The 21,144-nt window shown below is 70.8% G+C and carries 20 protein-coding genes; 5 read left to right on the top strand and 15 right to left on the bottom strand.

From position 1 onward, the window contains the following. Positions 1-23 precede the first annotated feature (23 nt). Positions 24-524 (bottom strand): PRC-barrel domain-containing protein, encoded by a 501-nt coding sequence (locus tag GGR03_RS24725; protein ID WP_183207103.1) that lies wholly within the window; start codon positions 522-524, stop codon positions 24-26. An 83-nt stretch (positions 525-607) separates the two neighbouring features. Further along, entirely contained in the window at positions 608-1,639 is a 1,032-nt protein-coding gene (gene cobT / locus GGR03_RS07845; RefSeq protein WP_183207102.1) for a nicotinate-nucleotide--dimethylbenzimidazole phosphoribosyltransferase, read from the bottom strand. Positions 1,640-1,738: 99 nt separating this feature from the next. Here cobT and GGR03_RS07840 point away from each other — a divergent pair, with 99 nt between their 5' ends. Beyond that, positions 1,739-2,512, top strand: a complete 774-nt coding sequence (locus GGR03_RS07840) for an adenosylcobinamide-GDP ribazoletransferase (RefSeq protein WP_183207101.1) — start codon at positions 1,739-1,741, stop codon at positions 2,510-2,512. A 3-nt stretch (positions 2,513-2,515) separates the two neighbouring features. On the opposite strand, the gene cbiB is transcribed toward GGR03_RS07840, so the two are convergent. From cbiB to GGR03_RS07825, 3 genes are read right to left on the bottom strand one after another with little or no spacing between them, the layout of a single operon-like run. Further along, complete coding sequence (gene cbiB / locus GGR03_RS07835) at positions 2,516-3,490, bottom strand: adenosylcobinamide-phosphate synthase CbiB (RefSeq protein ID WP_425486707.1); 975 nt, start codon at positions 3,488-3,490, stop codon at positions 2,516-2,518. After that, positions 3,490-4,515, bottom strand: a complete 1,026-nt coding sequence (cobD, locus tag GGR03_RS07830) for a threonine-phosphate decarboxylase CobD (protein WP_183207099.1) — start codon at positions 4,513-4,515, stop codon at positions 3,490-3,492. The genes cbiB and cobD overlap by 1 nt, the downstream gene beginning before the upstream one ends. Further along, positions 4,515-5,807 (bottom strand): cobyrinic acid a,c-diamide synthase CobB, encoded by a 1,293-nt coding sequence (locus GGR03_RS07825; RefSeq protein WP_183207098.1) that lies wholly within the window; start codon positions 5,805-5,807, stop codon positions 4,515-4,517. Before GGR03_RS07825 ends, cobD begins: the two co-directional genes overlap by 1 nt. Before the next feature lie 50 nt (positions 5,808-5,857). On the opposite strand from GGR03_RS07825, the gene GGR03_RS07820 reads away from it, so the two are divergent. Together GGR03_RS07820 and GGR03_RS07815 are read left to right on the top strand one after the other, a co-directional pair. Next, positions 5,858-6,982: a cobalt-precorrin-5B (C(1))-methyltransferase gene (locus tag GGR03_RS07820; protein WP_183207097.1), complete on the top strand. Its 1,125-nt coding sequence runs from the start codon at positions 5,858-5,860 to the stop codon at positions 6,980-6,982. Continuing rightward, the gene (locus GGR03_RS07815; protein WP_183207096.1) at positions 6,966-7,712 is read left to right on the top strand and encodes a cobalt-precorrin-6A reductase; all 747 of its coding nucleotides are present in this window, start codon (positions 6,966-6,968) and stop codon (positions 7,710-7,712) included. The genes GGR03_RS07820 and GGR03_RS07815 overlap by 17 nt, the downstream gene beginning before the upstream one ends. 6 nt (positions 7,713-7,718) lie before the next feature. Here the strand turns inward: GGR03_RS07815 and cobM are convergent, their stop codons facing one another. The 6 genes from cobM to GGR03_RS07785 form a co-directional block, all read right to left on the bottom strand. Next, entirely contained in the window at positions 7,719-8,495 is a 777-nt protein-coding gene (cobM, locus tag GGR03_RS07810) for a precorrin-4 C(11)-methyltransferase (protein WP_183207095.1), read from the bottom strand. Further along, positions 8,492-10,321, bottom strand: coding sequence for a precorrin-3B C(17)-methyltransferase (gene cobJ / locus GGR03_RS07805; protein ID WP_183207094.1), 1,830 nt, complete (start codon positions 10,319-10,321; stop codon positions 8,492-8,494). The genes cobM and cobJ overlap by 4 nt, the downstream gene beginning before the upstream one ends. Continuing rightward, positions 10,318-11,061: a precorrin-2 C(20)-methyltransferase gene (gene cobI, locus GGR03_RS07800; RefSeq protein ID WP_183207093.1), complete on the bottom strand. Its 744-nt coding sequence runs from the start codon at positions 11,059-11,061 to the stop codon at positions 10,318-10,320. The genes cobJ and cobI overlap by 4 nt, the downstream gene beginning before the upstream one ends. After that, positions 11,058-12,326 carry a precorrin-6y C5,15-methyltransferase (decarboxylating) subunit CbiE gene (cbiE, locus tag GGR03_RS07795; RefSeq protein ID WP_183207917.1) on the bottom strand — a complete coding sequence of 423 codons (1,269 nt, stop codon included), beginning with the start codon at positions 12,324-12,326 and terminating at the stop codon, positions 11,058-11,060. The genes cobI and cbiE overlap by 4 nt, the downstream gene beginning before the upstream one ends. Positions 12,327-12,340: 14 nt before the next feature. Then, positions 12,341-13,021, bottom strand: coding sequence for a precorrin-8X methylmutase (locus GGR03_RS24220; protein ID WP_246367816.1), 681 nt, complete (start codon positions 13,019-13,021; stop codon positions 12,341-12,343). 918 nt (positions 13,022-13,939) lie between these two features. Continuing rightward, positions 13,940-15,106 (bottom strand): sirohydrochlorin chelatase, encoded by a 1,167-nt coding sequence (locus tag GGR03_RS07785; protein WP_183207091.1) that lies wholly within the window; start codon positions 15,104-15,106, stop codon positions 13,940-13,942. A 433-nt stretch (positions 15,107-15,539) separates the two neighbouring features. Between GGR03_RS07785 and GGR03_RS07780 the strand changes: the two genes are divergently transcribed. After that, complete coding sequence (locus GGR03_RS07780) at positions 15,540-16,283, top strand: TSUP family transporter (RefSeq protein ID WP_183207090.1); 744 nt, start codon at positions 15,540-15,542, stop codon at positions 16,281-16,283. Between the two features lie 5 nt (positions 16,284-16,288). Continuing rightward, complete coding sequence (locus GGR03_RS07775) at positions 16,289-17,806, top strand: cobyric acid synthase (protein ID WP_183207914.1); 1,518 nt, start codon at positions 16,289-16,291, stop codon at positions 17,804-17,806. Here GGR03_RS07775 and GGR03_RS07770 read toward each other — a convergent pair. The 4 genes from GGR03_RS07770 to GGR03_RS07755 all read right to left on the bottom strand — a co-directional run bounded on the left by GGR03_RS07770 (position 17,778) and on the right by GGR03_RS07755 (position 20,955). Further along, on the bottom strand, positions 17,778-18,626 hold the full coding sequence (locus GGR03_RS07770) for an SDR family NAD(P)-dependent oxidoreductase (RefSeq protein WP_183207089.1): 849 nt from the start codon (positions 18,624-18,626) through the stop codon (positions 17,778-17,780). The genes GGR03_RS07775 and GGR03_RS07770 overlap by 29 nt on opposite strands. A gap of 61 nt (positions 18,627-18,687) precedes the next feature. Next, a complete protein-coding gene (locus GGR03_RS07765; protein ID WP_183207088.1) occupies positions 18,688-19,980 on the bottom strand; it encodes an NAD(P)/FAD-dependent oxidoreductase in 1,293 nt (430 codons plus the stop codon). Beyond that, positions 19,973-20,134: a DUF3096 domain-containing protein gene (locus GGR03_RS07760; RefSeq protein WP_183207087.1), complete on the bottom strand. Its 162-nt coding sequence runs from the start codon at positions 20,132-20,134 to the stop codon at positions 19,973-19,975. Before GGR03_RS07760 ends, GGR03_RS07765 begins: the two co-directional genes overlap by 8 nt. A gap of 41 nt (positions 20,135-20,175) precedes the next feature. Beyond that, positions 20,176-20,955 (bottom strand): 3-hydroxybutyrate dehydrogenase, encoded by a 780-nt coding sequence (locus GGR03_RS07755; protein WP_183207086.1) that lies wholly within the window; start codon positions 20,953-20,955, stop codon positions 20,176-20,178. Between the last annotated feature and the right edge of the window lie 189 nt (positions 20,956-21,144).

Below are 21,144 nucleotides of genomic sequence, written 5' to 3'. Positions count from 1 at the left end.
GGCGCCAGGCGAAAAGCGAAGTCTCAGCCGCCGAAGTCGGGCAGGTTCTCGATCTCGTCCTTGGTCAGCACGGTCCTCAGCCGCCCGAGGTCGAGCCGGACGTCGGTGAGCATCAGGATGACCGTCTTCGACCCGATACCGAGAAAGCCGCCGATCTCGACGCTGACGGCCTGCGGCTGGCCGTTCTGGTCGCCGAGGACAGCCGCCACCTGGCCGATCTCCTCGTCGTCGGCGCCGATCACCTGCAGTTCCTCGACCTGGCCGGACATCAGGTTGAGCGAGACGACCGGGACATCTTCGGGGTCGATCGCGGCCATCACGCCGGAGGCCGGCGGCGGCGGCGCTTCTGCGGGGGTGGCCGGGGCTTCTGCCGCAGGCGCTTCGGCCGGGGCCGGTTCAGCCGGTGCGTCGGCGGGCGCAGCCGCGGGCGGCGTCGCGGCCGGCGGGGTACTGGCGTCCTGGGCCAGCGCGGGAAGCGCGGTGGTGGAGAACAACAAAGCGGCAGCGAGCAGGACAGGCTTCACGGGGACGTTCCTTAAAGTGGGCAACGCGGCACGCGTGCCTTGCCAATGATAGCCGATGTAGGGCGCGCCGGCACCACGGGCAGTCAGTGATGTGAACCCTCGGCCCGGTTGGTGACCGCGGCCTGCTCGAACGTCGCCATGCCGCTGTGACACGCGGCGGCGGCCTTGACGATGCCGGCGGCGAGCGCCGCCCCGGTGCCCTCGCCGAGCCGCATGCCGAGCGCCAGCAGCGGCACCTTGTCCATGCGCTCCAGCGCCCGCATGTGGCCGGGCTCGGCCGAGACATGGCCGAACACGCAATGGTCGAGCGCGGCGGGGTCCATGGCGTAGAGCACCGCCGCGGCGGCGGTGGCGACGAAGCCGTCGACGATCACCGGCACGCGCTGCGTCCTTGCGGCAAGGATCGCCCCCGCCATCGCCGCGAGCTCCCGGCCGCCGACCCGGCGCAGCACTTCCAGCGGGTCGGCGAGGTGCCCGGCGTGGTGGGCAAGCGCCTTCTCCACGACCGCCGCCTTGCGGGCGACGCCGGCGGCGTCCTGGCCGGTGCCCGGCCCGACCCAGTCGGACGCCGCGCCCCCGAACAGCGCCGCCAGCACGGCGGCGGCGACGGTCGTGTTGCCGATGCCCATCTCGCCGATGCACAGGAGATCCGGCTCGCCGGCCAGCACCTCCATGCCGAAGGCCATGGTCGCGGCGCAGGTCCGCTCGTCCATCGCGGCTTCCTCGCTGATGTCGCCGGTCGGCAGCTCCAGCGCGAGATCGTAGATCTTGAGGCCGAGATCGAAGGTCGCGCAGATCTGGTTGATCGCGGCGCCGCCGGCGGCGAAGTTGGCCGCCATCTGGGCGGTGACCTCGGCGGGAAAGGCCGAGACGCCATGCCGGGCGACGCCGTGATTGCCGGCAAACACCGCGACGAGCGGCCGCCGCACCGCCGGGGTGCGGCCCTGCCAGGCGGCGAGCCATTCCGACAGCTCCTCCAGCCGGCCGAGCGAGCCGGCGGGCTTGGTCAGCGACGCCTCGCGCTCGCGCTTCGCCCGGACCGCCGCCATGTCGGGACCCGGCATGCGCCGGACCAGTTCGCGAATATCGTCGAAAGGCAGGCCGGTAATGGACATGAGGCAATCCTGGGGAAAGTGTTGCTGGCGACGCGGCGGACCGGGTACGGCTCGATGAAGCGCCGACATGCGACGCCAACGGGACGGGAGCAAGAGGCCATGATGAGAGAATTCGCCGATGCGACGCTTCGCTCCCTGGTTTTCCTGACGCGGTTTCCGTCGCGTTTCGCCTCGTTCCCGGACGGTCGCTCGCTCGGCGCGGACGCGCATGCCTTCCCGCTCGCCGGCCTGCTGGCGGCGATTCCCGCCGCATTGGTACTGATCGCCGCCGACGCCGCCGGCCTTTCGCCCTTCGTTGCCGCCACGCTCGCGGTCGGCACGCTCGCGCTGACCACCGGCGCGCTCCACGAGGACGGTCTCGGCGACGTCGCCGACGGGCTCTTCGGCCATCACGAGCGCGAGCGGGCGATCGCGATCATGAAGGACAGCCGCGTCGGCACCTATGGCGCGCTGGCGCTGATCCTGTCGGCGGCGCTGAGGATCGGCCTGCTGGCGCAGCTGGTCGAGGCGGACCGCGGCGGCGCCGCGCTGGCGCTTCTCGCCGCCGCAGCGGTCAGCCGCGGCGCCATGGCCTGGCTCTGGTCTGTGCTGCCCTCAGCCGATATCGGCGGGCTCGCCGACCGGATGGGCCGGCCGACCGCGGCGGTCGGGCTCCGCGCCTTGGCTGTCGGCGACGGCATCTTCCTCATCCTCGGCGCCCTCGCCTTCGGCATTCTGCCGGCTTTCGCCGGTGTCGCCCTCGGCGGAATCGTGCTGCTGTGGTTTCGCGGCGTCATCTGGCGTCGGCTCGGCGGGCAGAGCGGCGACTGCCTTGGCGCGGCGCAGCAGATGACGGAGATCGCCGCACTTCTGGGCCTTGCCCTCGGCGCCTGAGGCTCAGCCGAAGGACAGGACCAGCAGGCCGAGCAGCGTCGCCGCCAGAAGCAGGTTGGCGACGGTCGAGAACAACGCCAGCCCGGCACGGATGTCGGCGCTGCCCGCCTCACGCCGCCCTGCCGGGTTGAGCATCGGCGCCTCGACCATCAGCTCACCGTAGCGACGCGGTCCCCCGAGCGCCACGCCGAGACCTACCGCCATCGCCGTCTCCGGCCAACCGGCATTCGGCGAGCGGTGCGACGGCGCATCGCGGCGCGTCACGGCCCAGACGGCGCCGATCTTTGCCTTGCGCCGGAGCCCTGCCGCCAGCGCAAACAGCAGTGCGGTGAGCCGCGCCGCCGGCCAGTTCACGACATCGTCCAGTTTCGCCGCCGCCCAGCCGAAGGCGCGGTGGCGCTCGCTCATGTGGCCGATCATCGAATCGGCGGTGTTCAACACCTTGTAGGCGATGAGCCCCGGAAGGCCGAGGACGAGGTACCAAAGGAGCGGCGCGACGATGCCGTCCGAGGCGTTCTCGGCCAGGCTCTCGATCGCCGCGCGGCTGACCCCGGCCGCATCGAGCTGTTCGGGATCGCGCCCGACGATCATCGCCACCGCCCGGCGCCCGGCGGCGAGCCCTTCGCCGTCCAGGGCGTCCGCCACTGCGCGGACGTGGTCGATCAGGCTCTTCTGCGCCAGGAAGATCGCCAGAACGACGGCTTCGAGCACCAGGCCCAGGGGGCCGGCCGCAGCGAACAAGGCAGTCAGCACGAAGCCGGAAACGAGCGCGCCAGTTACCAGCAGGGTAATCGCCAGGATACCACGCCGTCGCCGCGCGGCTTCGCCCAGCGCTTCCCGGTTGAGCCGGCGGTCCAGCGTCCCGATGAGATTGCCGATCAGCACGACCGGGTGCGGCAGGCGCCGCCACAGCCAGTCCGGATCGCCGACCAGCCGGTCGAGGGCGAGGCCGATAACGGCGGCGGCCAGCCGGTCGATCACGCCGCGATCTCGCCGAGCGCTTCGGACAGCGCCACGCCGAGCCGCCGTGCCTCGACGGCGTCGGCGACATTGCCGATGCGCAGCCAGTCGCCGCGATAGGCGAAGGGCCGCGTCAGGATGTGCCGGCGGCAGAGCGCCGCGAACAACGCGGCGGCATCGGGGTGATGGATCGTCAGGAAGAGGTGCGTGCCGCCGACGGGCGTCAGACCGGCTCCCGCCAGCGTCTCGGCAAGAAGCGCATGCTGGCCGGCAATCCGCGCCCGGACATTGGCGCAGAGCTTGGCGTCGCCCAGCCAGGCGGCGCCGACCGCCAGCGCCGGTCCAGAGACGGCCCAGGCGCCGAGCCGGCCGCGCAGTGCATCGGCGAGCCCCGGCGTGGTGAGGGCAAAGCCCAGCCTGAGGCCCGCGAGGCCGAAGAACTTGCCGAAGGAGCGGTAGACCAGCAGCCCCGGCCGCCCAGTCGCGAAAGCCACAGACCGCCCGCCGTCGGCATCGGCGAAGGCCTCGTCGACGACGAGCAGCCCGCCACGCGCCGCCAGCCGCTCCGCCAGCGCCAGCAGGTCCGCCGGTTCATGGACCCGGCCGTCCGGATTGTTCGGATTGACCACGACCACGATCGTGGCGTCGGCCGGCACGGCGGCGAGCGCCGCGACGGCGATGACCTCATACCCGGCGGTCTCGAAGGCCAGCCGGTGCCCGGAATAGGTCGGCTCCAGGATGGCGACGTGGTTCCGGGGCAGCAGCGACGGCAGCGCCGCGATCAACGCCTGCGTCCCCGGTGCCGCGACGATGCCGGCTTCGGGCGGGGCGCCATAACCGAAGCGCGCGGCGGCGATGGCGCGCGTCTCCAGCTCGGCTTCCGGCAGTCGCTGCCAGAGCGTCGGCGACAAAGCCGGCATCGGCGGCGGCGCCGGGTTGATGCCGGTCGATAAATCGAGCCAGTCCTCACGCCGCCCGCCGAAGTTGGCGATCGCGGCGTCGAGCGCGCCGCCATGGCGCAGTGCCGGGTCGAGCGTTTCCATCACGCCTCCCGGTCGATGACGTGGAGGAATGAGCCGCAGACGCTCCCCTTCCACCGCCCGAACGCGCCGAGGTCGTCGCCGCGCGCGTCTTCGGCCGTGAACAGCGCCTCGCCCGGCCCCTCCGAGACGATCGTCGCGTAGTGGAACTCGTGGCCGCGCAACCGGCCGGGCCAGACGAAATCGTCCGTTGCCTGTAGTCGCCGGTAGCCGAGATGCAGGCGACGGGTCGCGAAGCTCGTCTCCAGCGGCAGCAGGTCAAGCATCGCATGGCACGCCCCCTCGCCATCGGTCAGGCCCGCGCCGAGCACCATGTAGCCGCCGCACTCGCCATAGATCCGGGTGCCGCGCGCAGCGGCGGCGCGCATGCCCTGCCGGAACGCGCCGGCCGCGGCGAGCTTCCCGGCATGGAGCTCCGGATAGCCGCCCGGCAGATAGATCGCGTCGGCATCCGCGGCCGGCGCCTCGTCGGCGAGTGGCGAGAAGAAGTCGAGCATTGCGCCAGCGCGGCGCCAACCGTCGAGGAGATGCGGATAGGCGAAGGCGAATGCCGCGTCGCGGGCGATGGCGATGTGCTGGCCGAGCGGCGCGAGCGAGTCGGCGACCGATCCGCCGCGACTTGCAGACGGCGCCGCCAGCGCTGCCAATGCATTGAGGTCGCATCCTGCCGCAACCCAGTCGGCCGCCCGCTCCAGGAATGCCGCCAGCGCTTCATGCTCCCCCGCCTGCACCAGCCCCAGATGCCGCTCCGGCAGCGCCAGTTCGGCGGCGCGCGGCAGCACACCGAAAACCGGGATCGCCAGCGGCGCCAGCGCCTCGCGCAGCAGCGCCGCGTGCCGGGCCGAGCCGACGCGGTTCAGGATCAGCCCGGCGAGCGCGACGTCCGGCCGATGCGTCGCGAAGCCGCGCACCAAGGCGGCGACGGAATGGGACTGCTTGGCGCAGTCGACGACGAGGGCGATGTTCAGGCCGAGCGAGACGGCGAGTTCGGCGGCCGAGCCCGAACCGTCGGCCGCACCGTCGAAAAGGCCCATCGTCGCTTCCACAACGAAGGCCGACGCGTTTCCTGTCTCCGCGGCGAGACCGGCGACCAGTTCCGGCCGCATCGCCCAGGGATCGAGATTGACGCAAGCGCTGCCGCTGGCCGCCGCATGGAAGGCCGGATCGATATAGTCCGGCCCGGCCTTGGCGGAGCGCACGACCACGCCCTGCCGGGCGAGCGCCCGCAGCAGCGCCAGCGTCACGGTGGTCTTGCCGGCGCCCGATTGCGGCGCGGCAATCATCAGCCCCGTCACGATCGGCCTCCCTGCTTTGCGGCCGTCCGGGCGCGGCCTATAAGCCTGCCATGAACGTCAGGCGCGGCGAGGACAAGAGCGATCAGGCGGCAGCGGACCGGCCGCTTCGCCGCGGCTGGACGACGGGCGCCTGCGCGACCGCCGCGACCAAGGCCGCGCTGACGGCCCTGTTCACCGCCGAGTTCCCCGATCCGGTGACCATCACCCTGCCGAAGGGCGAGACGCCCGCCTTCGCGCTGAACCGCCATATGCTGGGGCCGGACAGCGCCATGGCGACGATCATCAAGGATGCCGGCGACGATCCGGACGTGACACATCTGGCCGAGATCGTCGCGACGGTGCGCTTCGGCGCCCCCGGCACGGGCATCGTCTTTCGCGCCGGCGACGGCGTCGGCACGGTGACGCTCGCCGGCCTGCCGCTGCCGCCCGGCGAGCCGGCGATCAACCCGGTGCCCCGCCGGATGATCGGCGACGTCGTCGCGACGCTCTGCGCGGCGCATGGAAGGGCCGCCGACGTCTCGGTGGAGATCGGCGTCACCGGCGGCGCGGCGCTGGCGGCAAAGACCTGGAACCCCCGCCTCGGCATCGTCGGCGGCCTGTCGATCCTCGGCACGACCGGCATCGTCCATCCGTTTTCCTGCGCCGCCTGGATCCACTCGATCCATCGCGGCGTCGACGTCGCCAGCGCCGCGGGGCTCGTCCACGTCGTCGGCGCCACCGGCTCGACCAGTGAAGCGGCGGCCCACGCGCTCTATCCGGACCTGCCGGAGATCGCCTGGCTCGACATGGGCGACTTCGCCGGCGGGCTGCTCAAATATCTGCGCGCCCATCCGATCGAGCGGCTGACCATCGCCGGCGGCTTCGCCAAGCTGACCAAGCTGGCGCAGGGGGCGATGGACCTGCATTCCGGCCGCAGCCAGGTCGATCTGACCTTCCTCGCTGACATGGTCGCCACAGCCGCGCCGGAGCGCGCAGAGGCGCTGCGCCCCAAGATCCTTGCTGCCAACACCGCCAAAGCCGTGCTGGACATGGCGCACGTGGAGGGCATCGACCTCGCCGCGCAGGTGGCGGAAGCGGCACGACAGTCGGCGCTCGAGATCCTGCGCGGCGCGCCGGTCGGTGTCGAGGTGCTGATCGTCGACCGCGACGGAGGCGTGCTTGCCCGGGTCGGCTGAGACGTTCCTGGTGCTGGGCGGCACCGCCGAGGCCAACCGTCTGGTCGCGGCACTACGCGCGGCGCGGCCGGACGCGCGGATCGTCCTGTCGCTGGCCGGGCGTACCACGACGCCGGTCCTGCCGGCGGATTGCGCGATCCGGGTCGGCGGCTTCGGCGGCAGCGACGGCCTCGCCGCGTATCTGACCCAGGAGAGCGTGACCTGCCTCCTCGACGCCACCCACCCGTTCGCCGCCGGGATCAGCCGCAATGCCGCCCGCGCGGCCGAGGTCGCCGGCACGCGCCGCATCGCGCTGGTGCGCCCGCCCTGGGTCGCCGAAGCCGGCGACCGCTGGACATCCGTTGCCTGCCTCGCCGGCGCCCGCGATGCTTTGCCGGCTAATGCGCGGCCGTTCCTGGCGCTGGGGCGCCAGCATCTGTCGCCGTTCGCGGCGCGGCCGGATCTGCGGCCGGTCGTGCGGATGATCGAGGAACCGGAGCCGCCGCTGGCGTTCCCGGCGGAGATCGTGCTGGCGCGGCCTTCGGCGGACGTCGCGGACGAGGCTGCGCTGCTGGCTCGGCTCGCCGTCACCCATCTCGTCTGCCGCAACTCCGGCGGCAGCGCTTCCTTTGCCAAGATTGCGGCGGCGCGGGAACTCGGCCTGCCCGTGATCATGATCGACCGCCCGCCGGAGCCCGCCCCGCCGGTTGTCCGCACGGTGGAGGAGATGATCGCCGCCATCGCGCCCTGAGCCGCCTCAGACCGCCGCCTTGCGTTTCGGCCGCAGCAGATGGACCTGCGTCGCATCGTAGAGGTGGGAATCGACGAAATCCTCCGCCCCCAATGCGCGGCCGACGAAGATCAGCGCCGTGCGCGTCAGCTTGGCCGCGCGGGCCTTCGCATGGATGTCGGCGAGCGTGCCATGGATGAAGGCCTCGTCCGGCCAGCCGACCCGATAGGCGACGATCGCCGGGCAGTCCGGCCCGTAGGCCGGCAGCGGCAGGAGCTCGCGCTGGATATGCGGGATGTTGCGCACCGACAGATGGATGGCGAGCGTCGCGCCGCTTCTCCCGAGCGTCGAGAGTTCCTCGCCCTCCGGCATGCGCGAGGATTTCATCGCGGTGCGGGTGAGGATCACCGTCTGGCAGATCTCCGGGACGGTCAGTTCCTTCTGCAGCGCGGCGGCAGCTGCCGCGAAGGCGGGCACGCCCGGCGTGACGTCAAAGGGGATGTCCAGCGCCCTGAGACGGCGCATCTGCTCGGCGACGGCGCCGTAAAGCGAGGGGTCGCCCGAATGCACCCGCGCGACGTCCTGGCCGGCCGCATGCGCCGCCTGCATTTCGGCGATGATCTCGTCGAGATTCATCGGCGCCGTGTCGAGCACGCGGGCTCCTTCGGGCGCCGCCTTCACCACCTCTTCCGGCACCAGCGACCCGGCATAGAGGCAGACAGGGCAGGCCTCGATCAGCCGCAAGCCCCGCACGGTGATCAGGTCCGGCGCACCAGGGCCGGCACCGATGAAATGGACGGTCATGCGGTTTCTCCCTTGCTTCCACCCGCCATCCCCGTCCCGGCCTTCCCGGCATAACCGCGCGGCGTATAGGCCCAGGCCTTGCCGTCACCCGTCGTGAAGCAGCGGCTTTCGGATGAGCCGACGATCACCACGGTCAGCATGTCGACGTCGTCGACGTCGAGTTCGGCGAGCGTGACGATCCGCACGCGCTCGCCCGGACGGCCGAGATTCGTGGCGAGGATCACCGGCGTTTCGGCCGGGCGGTGCTGCAGCAGCGCGTCGCGGGCGAAGGCCAGCTGCGTCCGGCGTTTGCGCGACACGGGATTGTAGAAGGCGATGACGAAATCCGCCGCCGCCGCGGCGCGCACGCGGGTCTGGATGTCGGCCCAGGGCGTTAAAAGGTCGGACAGCGAGATGGTGCAGAAATCATGCCCGAGCGGCGCCCCAGCGCGGGCGGCAGCGGCCTGCAGCGCCGAGATGCCGGGCGAGACGACGATCTCGGCACGCCGTGCGCCGTCGTCGAGGCCGCCCTTCTCGATAAGCTCGAAGACCAAAGTCGCCATGGCGTAGATGCCGGCGTCGCCCGAGCAGATGAGGGCGACCCTCCTGCCTTCGCCGGCGAGGAGCATGGCGTGGCGCACGCGGGTCTCCTCCTCGCCGAGGGCGAAATCGTGCCGTGTCTTGCCGTCGGCCAGCGGGCCCAAAAGGTCGAGATACAGCGAGTAGCCGACGAGGTCGGTGGCCTCAGCCACCATGCGGCTCACTTCCGGCGAGCGCCATTCGGCGCCGCCCGGTCCGATCCCGACGACGAACAGCGTGCCGCGCGCCCGGCCGATCCTCGCGGCGTCCACCGGATGCGGCGCCTCACCCAAAGCTGCCGTGACGCGGCGGCTCTTGCGCTTGGCGAGGCGCAGCCGGCCCTCGGCGCCGACGGCGGCGAGGGCCGCGCCCTCGGCGACGCCGTGACAGCCGGTCTCGGCAAAGACGATCTCGGACGGCGTTTCGAGGCGCGGGGCCTCCGCCTCCAGCGCGGACGCGGCGAAGAACCGCGCCGGGACGCCGAAATGGGCAGCGACCGCATGCACCGCCGGCTCGTCGGCCTTGAGGTCAATGGAGACGACGCAGGCGATCGCCAGCTTGCTGACACCGGCTTCCGCCAGCGTCGCCTCGGCCAGCGCGATCGCCTCGTCCACCGGCGCGCCGCGCTCGCTGCCGATACCGAGCACGAGGTTCTGCGTCCTATAGAGCAGTTCGCCGGGATTGGGCGCGCGGGCAGCGTCGGTGACCGTCAGCAGAACATCGCCGTCGGCGGCGAGTTTCAGCCGCGCGGCCTCCAGCCAGGGCGCCGATCCGGCGAGGCGCGCGGTGCCGCCGGCCACCAGCTCGGCCATGGCCGACTTGGCGAAATCGGGGTTTTCCAGCCGCCATCCCGGCGGTGGCGCGTCCAGCGCGACGCCGAAGCGCAAATCGCCGGCCGTGGTGATCGCCGCCGCCGTGCCCAGTGCCGCGGCGATCGCCCGGGCAAGATCGTTGGCGCCGTGGTGGCCGCCGAGCAGCGGCACCACGGCCGAGCCGTCCTCGGCGACGGCGACGACCGGCGGTTCGCGAAGCTTGTCGGCGAGAAGCGGCGCCAGCATGCGCACCAGCGCGCCCGTCGCCATCAGCGCGACGATCGGCCGGCCTTCAGCGTAGAGTGCCTGCAGATGCGTGGCGACGCTGTCGAAATTGACGGCGACGTCGGCGCAGCGGGCGCTCGCGCCATGGATGGTGCCGCCGGTGACGGCGGCGATCCGCTCGGCGACGGGACGCGCGGAATCGGAGAGGATGACGATGGCCGGCTTGCTCATGATGCGGATTCCGCTGCTGGCTGGGCCCCGAGCCCGCGCAGGATCGCCGCTTCCGCGCCGCGATAGCCGAGGATCATCGAGAAATACGGCACATCGCCCTCGATCCCGGCCAGCGGCACGATGCGCTCGGCGTCGAGCGTGACGCGCTCGCAGAGCGCGCAGTGGTCGACGAGACCGAGCCGCTCCAGCAGGGCACGGACCCGGTCGAAATGCCGGCCGAGCTTGATGATCGCGAAGGCCTCGCAGGCGCCGATGCGCGCCGCCAGCGCCTCATCGTCGAGCGGCGCGGGCAGCACGGTGAGGACGTCGTTGCGCGCCGCGAGCGGGCGCCGCAACCGGGCCGAGGCGGCGGAGACGGAAGTCACGCCCGGGACGATCTCCGTGGGGAAACGATCCGCCAGCCGCTCGAACAGATACATAAAGGAGCCGTAGAAGAACGGGTCGCCCTCGCAGAGCACGGCGACGTCATGGCCCGCGGCGAGCCTGTCGGCGATCGCGGACGCTGCCTCGTCGTAGACCGCGGCGGCCGGAAACCGCTCGACGCGCATCGGCACGACGATCGGGATCTCTTCCTGGTGCGGTGCCAGATGCGCGGCGACGATCGAGCGGGCGAAGCTGGTGCCGTGATCGGGCGCCGGATAGGCGACGACCGGCGCCGCCTGCAGGATGCGCAGCGCCTTCAGCGTCAGCAGTTCGGGATCGCCCGGCCCGACGCCGAGCCCGTAGAGCGTGCCGCTCATCGGCCGCCGCCCTTGGTCACGTGCCAGTGGATGACGGTCATCGACGGCTTGAAGCCGCGATAGGGGCCGACCTTCTCGGCCCGCTCCACCGAAACGCGCATCAGTTCGCCACCCAGCCTCTCATGCAGCGCGATCAGCAGCGCCTCGGACTCCAGCGTCACGGCATGCGCGACCATGCGGCCGCCCGGCCGCAGCGCCTCCCATGCCGCGTCGAAGACGCCGTCCGTCAGGCCCCCGCCGATGAATACGGCATCCGGCTGGTCGAGCCCCTCGAAGGCGGCCGGCGCCGTATCGCCGACGACCAACAGTTCCGGCACGCCAAGCGTCGCGGCGTTCTCGGCGATCATCGCCCGGCGCGCCTCGACCGGCTCGATGGCGATGGCGCGGGCCCGGACGGCGCTTCGCAGCCACTCGACCGAGATCGAGCCCGACCCGGCGCCGACATCCCAGAGGAGTTCGCCCTGCATCGGCGCCAGCGCCGCGATGGCCAGCGCCCGCAAGACGCGCTTGGTCATCTTGCCGTCGTGGACGAAGGCGTCGTCGGGAAGCCCGGCAACCAGGGGGCGCGGCTCGGCCGCGCGGCCGGCGACGCAGGCCACCGCCACGGTGTTGAGATCGGCGATATCGTCGAGATCGAAGCCGATAGCCGTCGTCTCGCGCATCCGCTCGCGTTCGCCGCCGAGATGCTCCAGCACGATCATCCGGCTCGGACCGTAGCCCCGGCCGGTCAGCAGCCGCGCCAGCGCCTGCGGCGACCGGCCGTCGGCCGAATAGATCAGCAGCTGGGCGCCGGGGGCCAGAGCCCGCGCGACGGCCTCAACCGGGCGCCCATGGACGGTGAGGCAGGCGCAGTCCTGCAGCGGCCAGCCGAGCCTTGCCGCGGCCAGCTGGAAGGCCGCCGGCGCAGGCAGCACGCGCATCACCTCGGGCGGAAAATGCCGGGTCAGCGTCGCGCCGACGCCGAACCACATCGGGTCGCCGGTCGCGAGCACGACGGTCGGGGTCCCGGCGCAGGCGGCGAGGCGCTCGATCGAGTCCGCGAAGGGCGACGCCCAGGGAATCGTCTCCGCGTCGGTGTCGCCGAGCATGGCAAGGTGCCGCTCGCCGCCGAAGACGGTCGTCGCATCGGCCAGCAGCTGCCGCGCCTCTTCCGACAGGCTGTCCAGCCCGCGGTCGCCGATGCCGATCACCGTCAGCCACGGGCTGTCCGGCAGCGCCTCCGCCGGCTTGTCGTCGTCGTCATGGTCCGTCAGCCAGGGCCGCATCGGGTCGGCCATGGTCAGTCGAGCCCCTTGGCGAGCGCGTTGACGGCGGCCGCCGCCATGGCGCTGCCGCCGCGGCGGCCGGCGATCGTGACATAGGGGATACCGCGCGAATCGCGCACCAGCTCGGCCTTGGATTCGGCCGCGCCGACGAAGCCGACGGGCATGCCGATGATCAGCGCCGGCCGCGGCGCGCCCTCGTCGAGCCGCTCGAGCAGGCGGAACAGGGCCGTCGGGGCGTTGCCGATGGCGACGACCGCGCCCTCCATCAGCTCGCTCCAGAGGTCCACCTGGGCGGCCGACCGCGTCGTGCCGTCACGCTCGGCGATGCGCCTTGTGCGCGGATCGGAGAGCCGGCAGACAATCTTGTTCTGCTGCGGCAGCCGGCCGGGAATGACGCCATGCGCGACCATCTCGCTGTCGCAGAGGATCGGCGCGCCGGCCGCCAGCGCCGCCTTGCCCGCGGCGATCGCATCCTGCGAGAGCAGGAGGTCGGCGACGATCTCCGGCATGCCGCAGGCATGGACCAGCCGGATCGCCAGGTCCTGCGCGTCGTCCGGCAGTTGCGTGAGGTCCGTCTCGGCGCGGATCAGCCGGAAGCTCTCGGCATAGATCGCGTCGGGATCGCGCAGATAGTTGAGCCGCGCGCCCGGCGCGACATAGGCCTCCGGATCGTCCTCGCCGAGCGCCTCGGCCAGCCGGTGCCCGAGGCCGACGATCCAGCCCTCCTCCGCCACCACGGCCGCGGCCTGGTCGGCCGGCAGGTCGGTCGGCGCGGCGAGCAGTTCGCCGAAGCGCCCGTCGGCGTCGAAGCGGCTGAAGATCGTCGCCAGCGTCTCGACCTGCGCCTCGTCGATCGCGGATTTATCGCCCTGCTCGATCCTGATCAGGCCGGGATAGATTTCCGCCAGCACGATCGGCGCCGTCAGCGCCGAGGCAAAGCGCGTCTCGAACGGCCAGACGGCCAAATGATCGGCGAATTCCGGGTTGCGCCGCAGCTGTTCGAGCCGGGCGATGCCGGTGATCGCCTGGCTGCCGACGCTGCCGGTGAAGTTCAGCTTCCAGACCGGCTGGGCCTTGCCGGCCCGCGCTTCTGCCACGCGCTTTTCCGGCAGGCCGGCGGGATAGGGATCGGGTTTGGTCGCGGAGAGGCCCGGCACCACCTGGTGCATCGGCCGGCCCCAATACATCGGCATGCCGGCGAGCTGCTCGCGGTTCAGCCGTCCGGCCACCTCGAAGCGGTTGTTGGTGTTGCTCTCCAGGTCCTGCAGCGCATCGGCGAAGAAGCCCCAGAGGGCGCGCCAGTCGGGGCTGCCGGCGATCGCCGCCGCGCCGCCGGCCGGATAGCCGAAGGGAAAGTCGAAACCGGCGAAGACCCGCTTTTCGTCCGCCAGTGCCTGGCGGAAATAGGCCTCCAGCCGCGCCATCGCGGCGGCCCGCGTCGGCGGGTTGAGCGTCTCGACCAGCCGCGTCTCGGTGCCCTCGCGTTCGGCAAAGGCGATCCAGATCGAATCCTTGCCCCTGGCCGGCGCGTTGGATGCCGACCAGTCGACGATGGCGTAGCGGTCGAAAAGGGCGCTCATGCCGGGCTCACTTCCAGCAGCCGGGGCAACCCGTCACGGACGGCGCATCGAGCGGGGCCCGAGCGGATGGTCGGCGTGGGGATAAGGGTGGTGGTGGTGATCGTGGGAATGGTCGTGTCCGCCGTGCGAGTGGGGATGAGTGTGCCCGCCCGCCTCGCCTTCGGCATGCGAATGGACGTGGCCCGGCGCGTGGTCATGCTTGTGGTCATGATCATGACCGTGGTGATGGTCATGCCCGTGCGCATGGGCGGTTTCGTGGCGCGGCGCGGCCGGCGCGACATTGCGGCAGGCGCCGGTGCAGACCGTGTCGCACAGCGTGCAGTCGGCCGAGGAGCCGACGCCCTCGACGTGATGGTGGTGGCTTTCCTGGGCGAGCCCCACCTCCGCCTCGAAGCCCAGCACCTGCTCGCGGTACTTGCACATCTGGCAGTTCATGTTGTTGGTGCCCTCGAGGATTTCCCCGAGACGATCGACGAAGGTCTCCACCACCAGCTCGTGGGCGCCGAGATAGGGCGCCTTCAGGAAGTGGATCTCCGGATGGGCGGCGGCGACGATGTCGGTCTGGTCGTAGATCCGCCGCACCAGCACGCCGGTGAAGAGGAAATACGGAAAGACGACGATCCGCTTGTAGCCGAGGCGGCTCGCATGCTCGAGCCCCGGCTCGACCAGCGGGAAGGTGACGCCGGAATAGACCGTCTCGCCCCAGCCGAAGCCGAGGCCCTCCCACAGCATCCGCATCACCTTGGCGACGTTGGAATTGGCGTCGGGATCCGACGCGCCGCGCCCGACCACGACCAGCATCGTGTCGTGCAGCTTGTCGCCCTCCTGCCAGCCATCGGCGCGCAGGCATTCCTTGATGCGCTCGCCGGCGGCGCGGATCATCTTCAGGTCGACGCCGAGCTCGCGGCCATATTCGATCCGCAGCCCGTTCGCGGCGGCATAGGTGTTGAGCACCGAGGGAATGTCGTTCTTGGCGTGGCCGGCGGCAAACAGCATGCCGGGCAGCGCCAGCACGGTCGAGGCGCCGCTCGCCTTGAGCTTGTCGAGCCCGTCGCGAATCACCGGCTTGGCGAATTCGAGATAGCCGTGCTCGACGGACCAGTCCGGCAGGCGGGTGCGGAGCTTGTCGGCAAGACCGCCGAATTCGACCATCGCGGCCTGGTCGCGGCTGCCATGGCCGCAGAGCATCAAGGCTTTCATCACGCACTCCTCGCAACGCCGGAGGAGACGCGCGAGACAATCCCACGCGGACCGATCCGACAGCTCCGTCCTGGCCCCCTGCTTGGGTCGGCCTCACCGGAATTTCTCTCAGCCCGAATAAGGGCACCGTCAGGCGGTTCGACCTAAACAGCACCGCGGGCCGGGCGTCAAATCAAGTTGGCTTTGCGAGGGACGCGCGATACCAAGGCGAGGGGGAACCCCTCTCCGCTTCTTCATCCCGAGCCTCAACCGGGACCTGTTCCCGGCCTTCGCCCCGCACCCGGTGGAGACGGACAGGAACGTCCAACGGGCCAATCGGCGGCCCGACCGGCGACTCCGGTTCAGGCTCGGCATGAGGAAACGGAATGCACCTTGCCCCCTCGTCGGTCGCCCCGCACCGACCACGCCGCCCGATCGCGTCCGAAAGACAGCCATGCCGCCCGAGATCTTCGCCCTCCTCGTGCTTGCCGCCTTCGTTGCCGGCTTCGTCGATTCGATCGCCGGCGGCGGCGGGCTGGTGACGATCCCGACGCTGCTGCTCTCCGGCATCGACCCGCTGACGGCGCTCGGCACCAACAAGCTGCAGGCGCTGTTCGGCTCGGGTTCGGCCTCGATCAGCTATGCCGCCAAGGGCCATGTCGACCTGCGCAAGCTGATGCCCACCGCGCTCATCGCCTTTGCCGGCGCGGTGGTGGGCGCCCTGGCGGCGATGGTGCTGCCGACCGACGTCCTCGAGACCCTCCTCCCGTTCCTGCTGATCGCCGTCGCGGTCTACTTCGCCTTCAAGCCGGGCCTGTCGGACCAGGATGCCGAGCGGCGGATCTCGCCGGCGCTGTTCGCCGGCTTCCTGGTGCCGCTCATCGCCGCCTATGACGGGCTGTTCGGCCCGGGCGCCGGCTCGTTCTTCATGCTCGCCTTCGTGACGCTCGCCGGCTACGGCGTCCTCAAGGCGACGGCGCACACCAAACTCCTGAACTTCGCCTCGAATCTCGGCGGCTTCGTCATCTTCGCCTTTTCCGGCGCGCTTCTGTGGAAGCTCGGGCTCGCCATGGGCGTCGCGCAGTTCGTCGGCGCCCGGATCGGCTCCGGTTTCGCCATGCGCTTCGGCGCCAGGCTGATTCGACCGCTGCTGGTGGTGGTGTGCCTGGCGCTGGCGACGAAACTGCTGCTCTCATGACCGGCATGAAGCGAACCCCCGCCATCATGCTGCAGGGTACCGGCTCGGATGTCGGCAAGACGGTGCTCGTCGCCGGGCTCTGCCGACTGTTCGCGCGGCGGGGGCTCGCGGTGCGACCGTTCAAGCCGCAGAACATGTCGAACAACGCCGCCGTGGCGGCCATCCCGGGCGCCAACGAATTCGGCGAGATCGGGAGGGCGCAATGGCTGCAGGCGCTGGCCTGCGGCACGAAGCCGACCGTCGACATGAACCCGGTGCTGCTCAAGCCGCAGTCGGAGACCGGCAGCCAGGTCGTCGTCCGCGGCAAGGTCGTCGGCGAGGCCAAGGGCCGCGACTACCAGCGGCTGAAGGCGGGTCTGCTCGAAACAGTGCTGGAGAGCTATGCCCGGCTATCGGCGGAGGCCGACCTCGTCATCGTCGAGGGCGCGGGATCCCCGGCCGAGATCAACCTTCGGGCCGGCGACATCGCCAATATGGGATTCGCGACGGCCGCCGGGGTGCCGGTGATCCTCGTCGGCGACATCGACCGCGGCGGCGTCATCGCCTCGCTGGTCGGCACGCATGCCATCCTGCCGGAAGAAGACCGGGCGATGATCGTTGGCTTCCTGATCAACAAGTTCCGCGGCGACGTCTCGCTGTTCGACGACGGACTGTCCGCGATCACCCGTTTCACCGGCTGGCAGAGCTTCGGCGTCGTGCCGCATCTGGCCGCTGCGTCACGGCTTCCGGCGGAGGATTCCGTCGCGCTGGAGCGGCTGTCGGCACCGGGCGCTCAGAAGGCGCTGAAGATCGCCGTGCCGCTGCTCGGCCGCATCGCCAATTTCGACGATCTCGACCCGCTGAAGGCGGAGCCGGACGTCGAGGTCGCCTTCGTGCGCCCCGGCGAGCGGCTGCCCACCGATGCCGCGCTGGTTCTGATCCCCGGCTCGAAATCGACCATCGGCGACCTCGCCGCCTTCCGCGCCAACCACTGGGACCGCGATCTTCGCGTCCATCACGCCCGCGGCGGCCACATCGTCGGCCTCTGCGGCGGCTACCAGATGCTCGGACGCACGGTGCGCGATCCGGACGGCATCGAGGGTCCGGTGCGCGAGGCGCAGGGGCTCGGCCTGCTCGACGTCGAGACCGTCATGGAGCCGCAGAAGACCGTCCGCGAGGCGAAGGCGACGACGCCGGACGGCGCCCCGCTCGAAGGCTACGAAATCCATCTCGGCCGCACCTTCGGGCCGGACTGCGCCCGGCCGGTCTGCGTCCTCGACGGCCAGCCCGACGGCGCGATCTCCGCCGACGGCCGGGTCTCCGGCACCTACCTCCACGGCCTGTTCGGCGCCGATTCCTGGCGCCGCGACTTCCTCGCGCGGTTCGGGCTTAGCGGGTCGACGGCGGGTTATCGCGCGGGCGTGGAAGCCGCGCTGGACGACATCGCGGCGGAGCTGGAGCGGGTGGTGGACGTCGATCGCCTACTCGCCGTGGCGCGAGAAGGCGTGTCCGGCATCAGTCCGTCTTCGCCGCCCACGCCTTGAACCGCTCCGCCCAGTCCTTGTGCCAGCGCGACAGCGGCGGGCGGTTCTCGGTGATGTCGCCGGCGGTCCAGGCGATGCGCTTGGCGTCGATCTCGCGGGTCACCTCGCCGTCCGGGCAGAGGATGTAGAATTCGTCCGTGCCGAGTCGCTCCAGCATGAAGTCGACGGTCTGTTCCGGCGTCCAGGCGCCGGCCGGCTTCTCGGTCCGCTCGCCCTTGGTCAGCGCGGTGTAAACGAAGCCGGGGATCAGCAGCCGCGCCTCGACGCGGCAGCCGTCGCGGCCCCGCAGATCGTGCTGCAGCGCCTCGGTGAAGGCCTTCAGCCCGGCCTTGGAGACGTTGTAGGCGGGATCGCCCGGCGGCATGGTGATGCCCTGCTTGGAGCCGGTGACGACGATGAGGCCCGGCGCGCCGCTTGCCACCATGCGCTCGCCGAAGATCTGCGCCACCTGGATCGCGCCGACGAGATTGGTCCGCAGCACCGCGTCCCAGGTCCCGCGCGTGTCGAAGATGTCGCTGCCGGGCTGGATGCCGGCATTGTCGAGCAGCAGGTGCACGGCGCCGTAGCGGCCGAAGAGGTCGTTCGCCAGCGCCTCTAAGGCGGCTTTGTCCCCGACATCGGTGTCGAAGGTGAGAACGGTAGCGGCGGGCGCTGCCTCGGCGATGGTGCTCTTGGCTGCCTCCAGCCGTTCCGGCAGGCGATCGACGATCGCGACGACCATGCCCGCCTCGGCGAAGCGCATTGCCGCGGCGAGGCCGATGCCCGACCCGCCGCCGGTGACGACGGCGACGTTTCCTTCGGCGATGACGGAATGCGTCATGTGATGTCCTTTCAGGCAGGGAAGCGATCGCCCGCGGGGCGGGGCGATCGCGGCAGGCGGCTCAGCCGTGAAGCTTCAGGGCCGGTCCGGCGGTCGGCGAGATCATGTCGGCAAGGATCGCGACCGAACCCCGGAGCGGTCCGAGCACCGACCATTGATGGCGGCGCTGCAGGCCGTGATAGGCGGCGGTCGCGAATCGCCCCTCGACCAGGAAATCGTTCTTGCGCAGGAAGCCGACGAGGCCGACCGAGCCGGCGCCGCCGAGCGACAGTAGGCGACCCCGGTCGTTGTAGACGAAGGGCTTCGGCGTGCCGCCCGCCAGAAGCTCCGGCAGCGCGGAGACGAGATAGTCGGCCTGCTGGCTGGCGCATTGCGCCGTCGGCGGCAGCGGCGCCTCGGCCCCTTCCGGGGTGAAGCTCGCGGCATCGCCGATGACGAAGATCGCCGGGTCGATGGAGGAGCGCAGGCGATCGTCGACGACGATCCTTCCCTTCTTGTCGATCTCGAAATCCGCGAGCTGCTTGAGGCGCGGGTGGCCGGTGAGGCCCGCGGCCCAGACGGTGACGTCGGCGGGAAAGACCTCGCCCGTCTTGATGCGGATCTCGCTCGCGCCGACCCGGTCGACCGCGGCGTTGGTGCGCACCACGATGTCCAGTTGATCCAGGCGGTCGCTGACGCTCTTGCGCAGGCCGTCGTCGGCGCCGGGCATCAGCTGCGGCGCGGCCTCGAGGATCGTCAGCTTCAACAGCGGCCGCATCTCGTCGCTGCCCCGCTCATGCGCGAAGGCCTGCTCCGACAGGCGCAGATGCGCCGCGAGCTCCGTCCCCGTCGCGCCGGAGCCGACGATGACCACATGCGCCGGCTCGCGGCTCACGCGGGCATGGATCATCATCGCGATGAACAGATCGCGAAACTCCTCCGCGTCGCTCTTCTCGTCGAGCCGGATCGCATGCTCGGCGACGCCCTCGGTGTCGAAGGTCGCGGTCAACCCGCCGAGCGCGACGACGCAGGCGTCATAGGCCAGCGACCGGCCGGTGGTGACGAAATGGTCGTTGGCGTCGCGCATTTCCGCGAGACGGATGGTCTTCGCCGCCCGGTCGATCGTCTCGACGTCGCCCTGCTCGAAGCGGAAGCCGTGCATGCCGGCGAGCGTATAGAAGCTCATCTCGGCGAGGCTGGAATTCACCGTGCCGGCGGCGAATTCATGCAGCCGCGGCTTCCACAGATGCGTGCTGACCCGGTCGACGAGGGTGACGTCGAGATCGTGCCGGCGCGACAGGCCGACGGCCAGTTCCAGCCCGCCTGCGCCGCCGCCGAGGACGGTGACGCGTTGCTTGCCCGCGACGTCAGCCAATGGAGCCGAGGCCGTCGAAGATGCCGGGGAACAGGCCGACCAGTCCGATGAAGATCAGGTAGAAGGCGACGATGTAGTTGAGGAGCCGCGGGATCACGAGGATCAGGATGCCCGCGATCAGCGCGACGATCGGCTGCAGGGTGATGATTTCCATGGGTCAGTCCTCCGGTGGGGTGAGATAGGACGGCCGGGCCGTCAGACCATGTGCCAGCCATGGCTCGGAACGATCGACTGACCGGTGAGCGCATTCGATGGAAATCCGGCGAGGAAGACGGCCACGGCGGCCACATCCTCCATGGTGGTGAATTCCTGGTCGACCGTGTTGCCGAGCATCACGCGATTGACGACCTCGTCTTCCGAAATGCCGAGAGTGGCCGCCTGTTCCGGGATCTGCCGCTCGACCAGCGGCGTCTTGACGAAGCCCGGGCAGATGATGTTGGAGCGCACGCCGTGCTTCCCGCCCTCCTTCGCCATCACCCGGGCGAGGCCGAGAATGCCGTGCTTGGCCGCGACATAGGCCGATTTCAGCGCCGAGGCTTCGTGGCTGTGGACCGAGCCCATGTAGATCAGCGAGCCCGAACGTTGCTTGTACATGTGCCGGACGCAGGCCCGGGTCAGGAGGAACGAGCCGTCGAGATGGATCGTCACCAGCTTGCGGAACTCGGCATAGGAGAATTCCTCGATCGGGTGGACGATCTGGATGCCGGCATTGGCGACCATCGTGTCGATCCGGCCGAAATGCTGCGCCGCGCGGTCGACCCCGGCGTCGACGGCGGCTTCGTCGGTGACGTCCATCGCGATGGCGATCGCCTTGCCCCCGGCCGCCTCGATGGCCCCGGCGACGGTCTCGGCATTGCGAACATGGATATCGCAGACCGCGACCCGGGCGCCTTCGCGCGCAAAGGCTTCGGCGATGGCCCGGCCGATGCCGGAGCCGGCGCCGGTGACGACGGCGACATTGCCATCAAGCTGCATGAACAATCTCCGCGGTCTGTCCGCGGTCTGAAATGGGAGGCGCGCCAGGTCCCGCAAGACCCGGCGCGCGCTCAGTTCGTGGGTGCAGACCTTTCCGGCGCAGCGCCGGTCAGAACTCCTCCCAGCTTTCGCTGTCGGCATGGGCGGCAGGCGCTGCCCCGCCGCGGCCGGTGGTCTTCATCTGCGTCG

The sequence above is a fragment of the Aurantimonas endophytica genome (genome assembly GCF_014196845.1).
Classification (GTDB): Bacteria; Pseudomonadota; Alphaproteobacteria; order Rhizobiales; family Rhizobiaceae; genus Aurantimonas; species Aurantimonas endophytica.
This window is presented reverse-complemented; position numbering and strand designations above follow the sequence as displayed.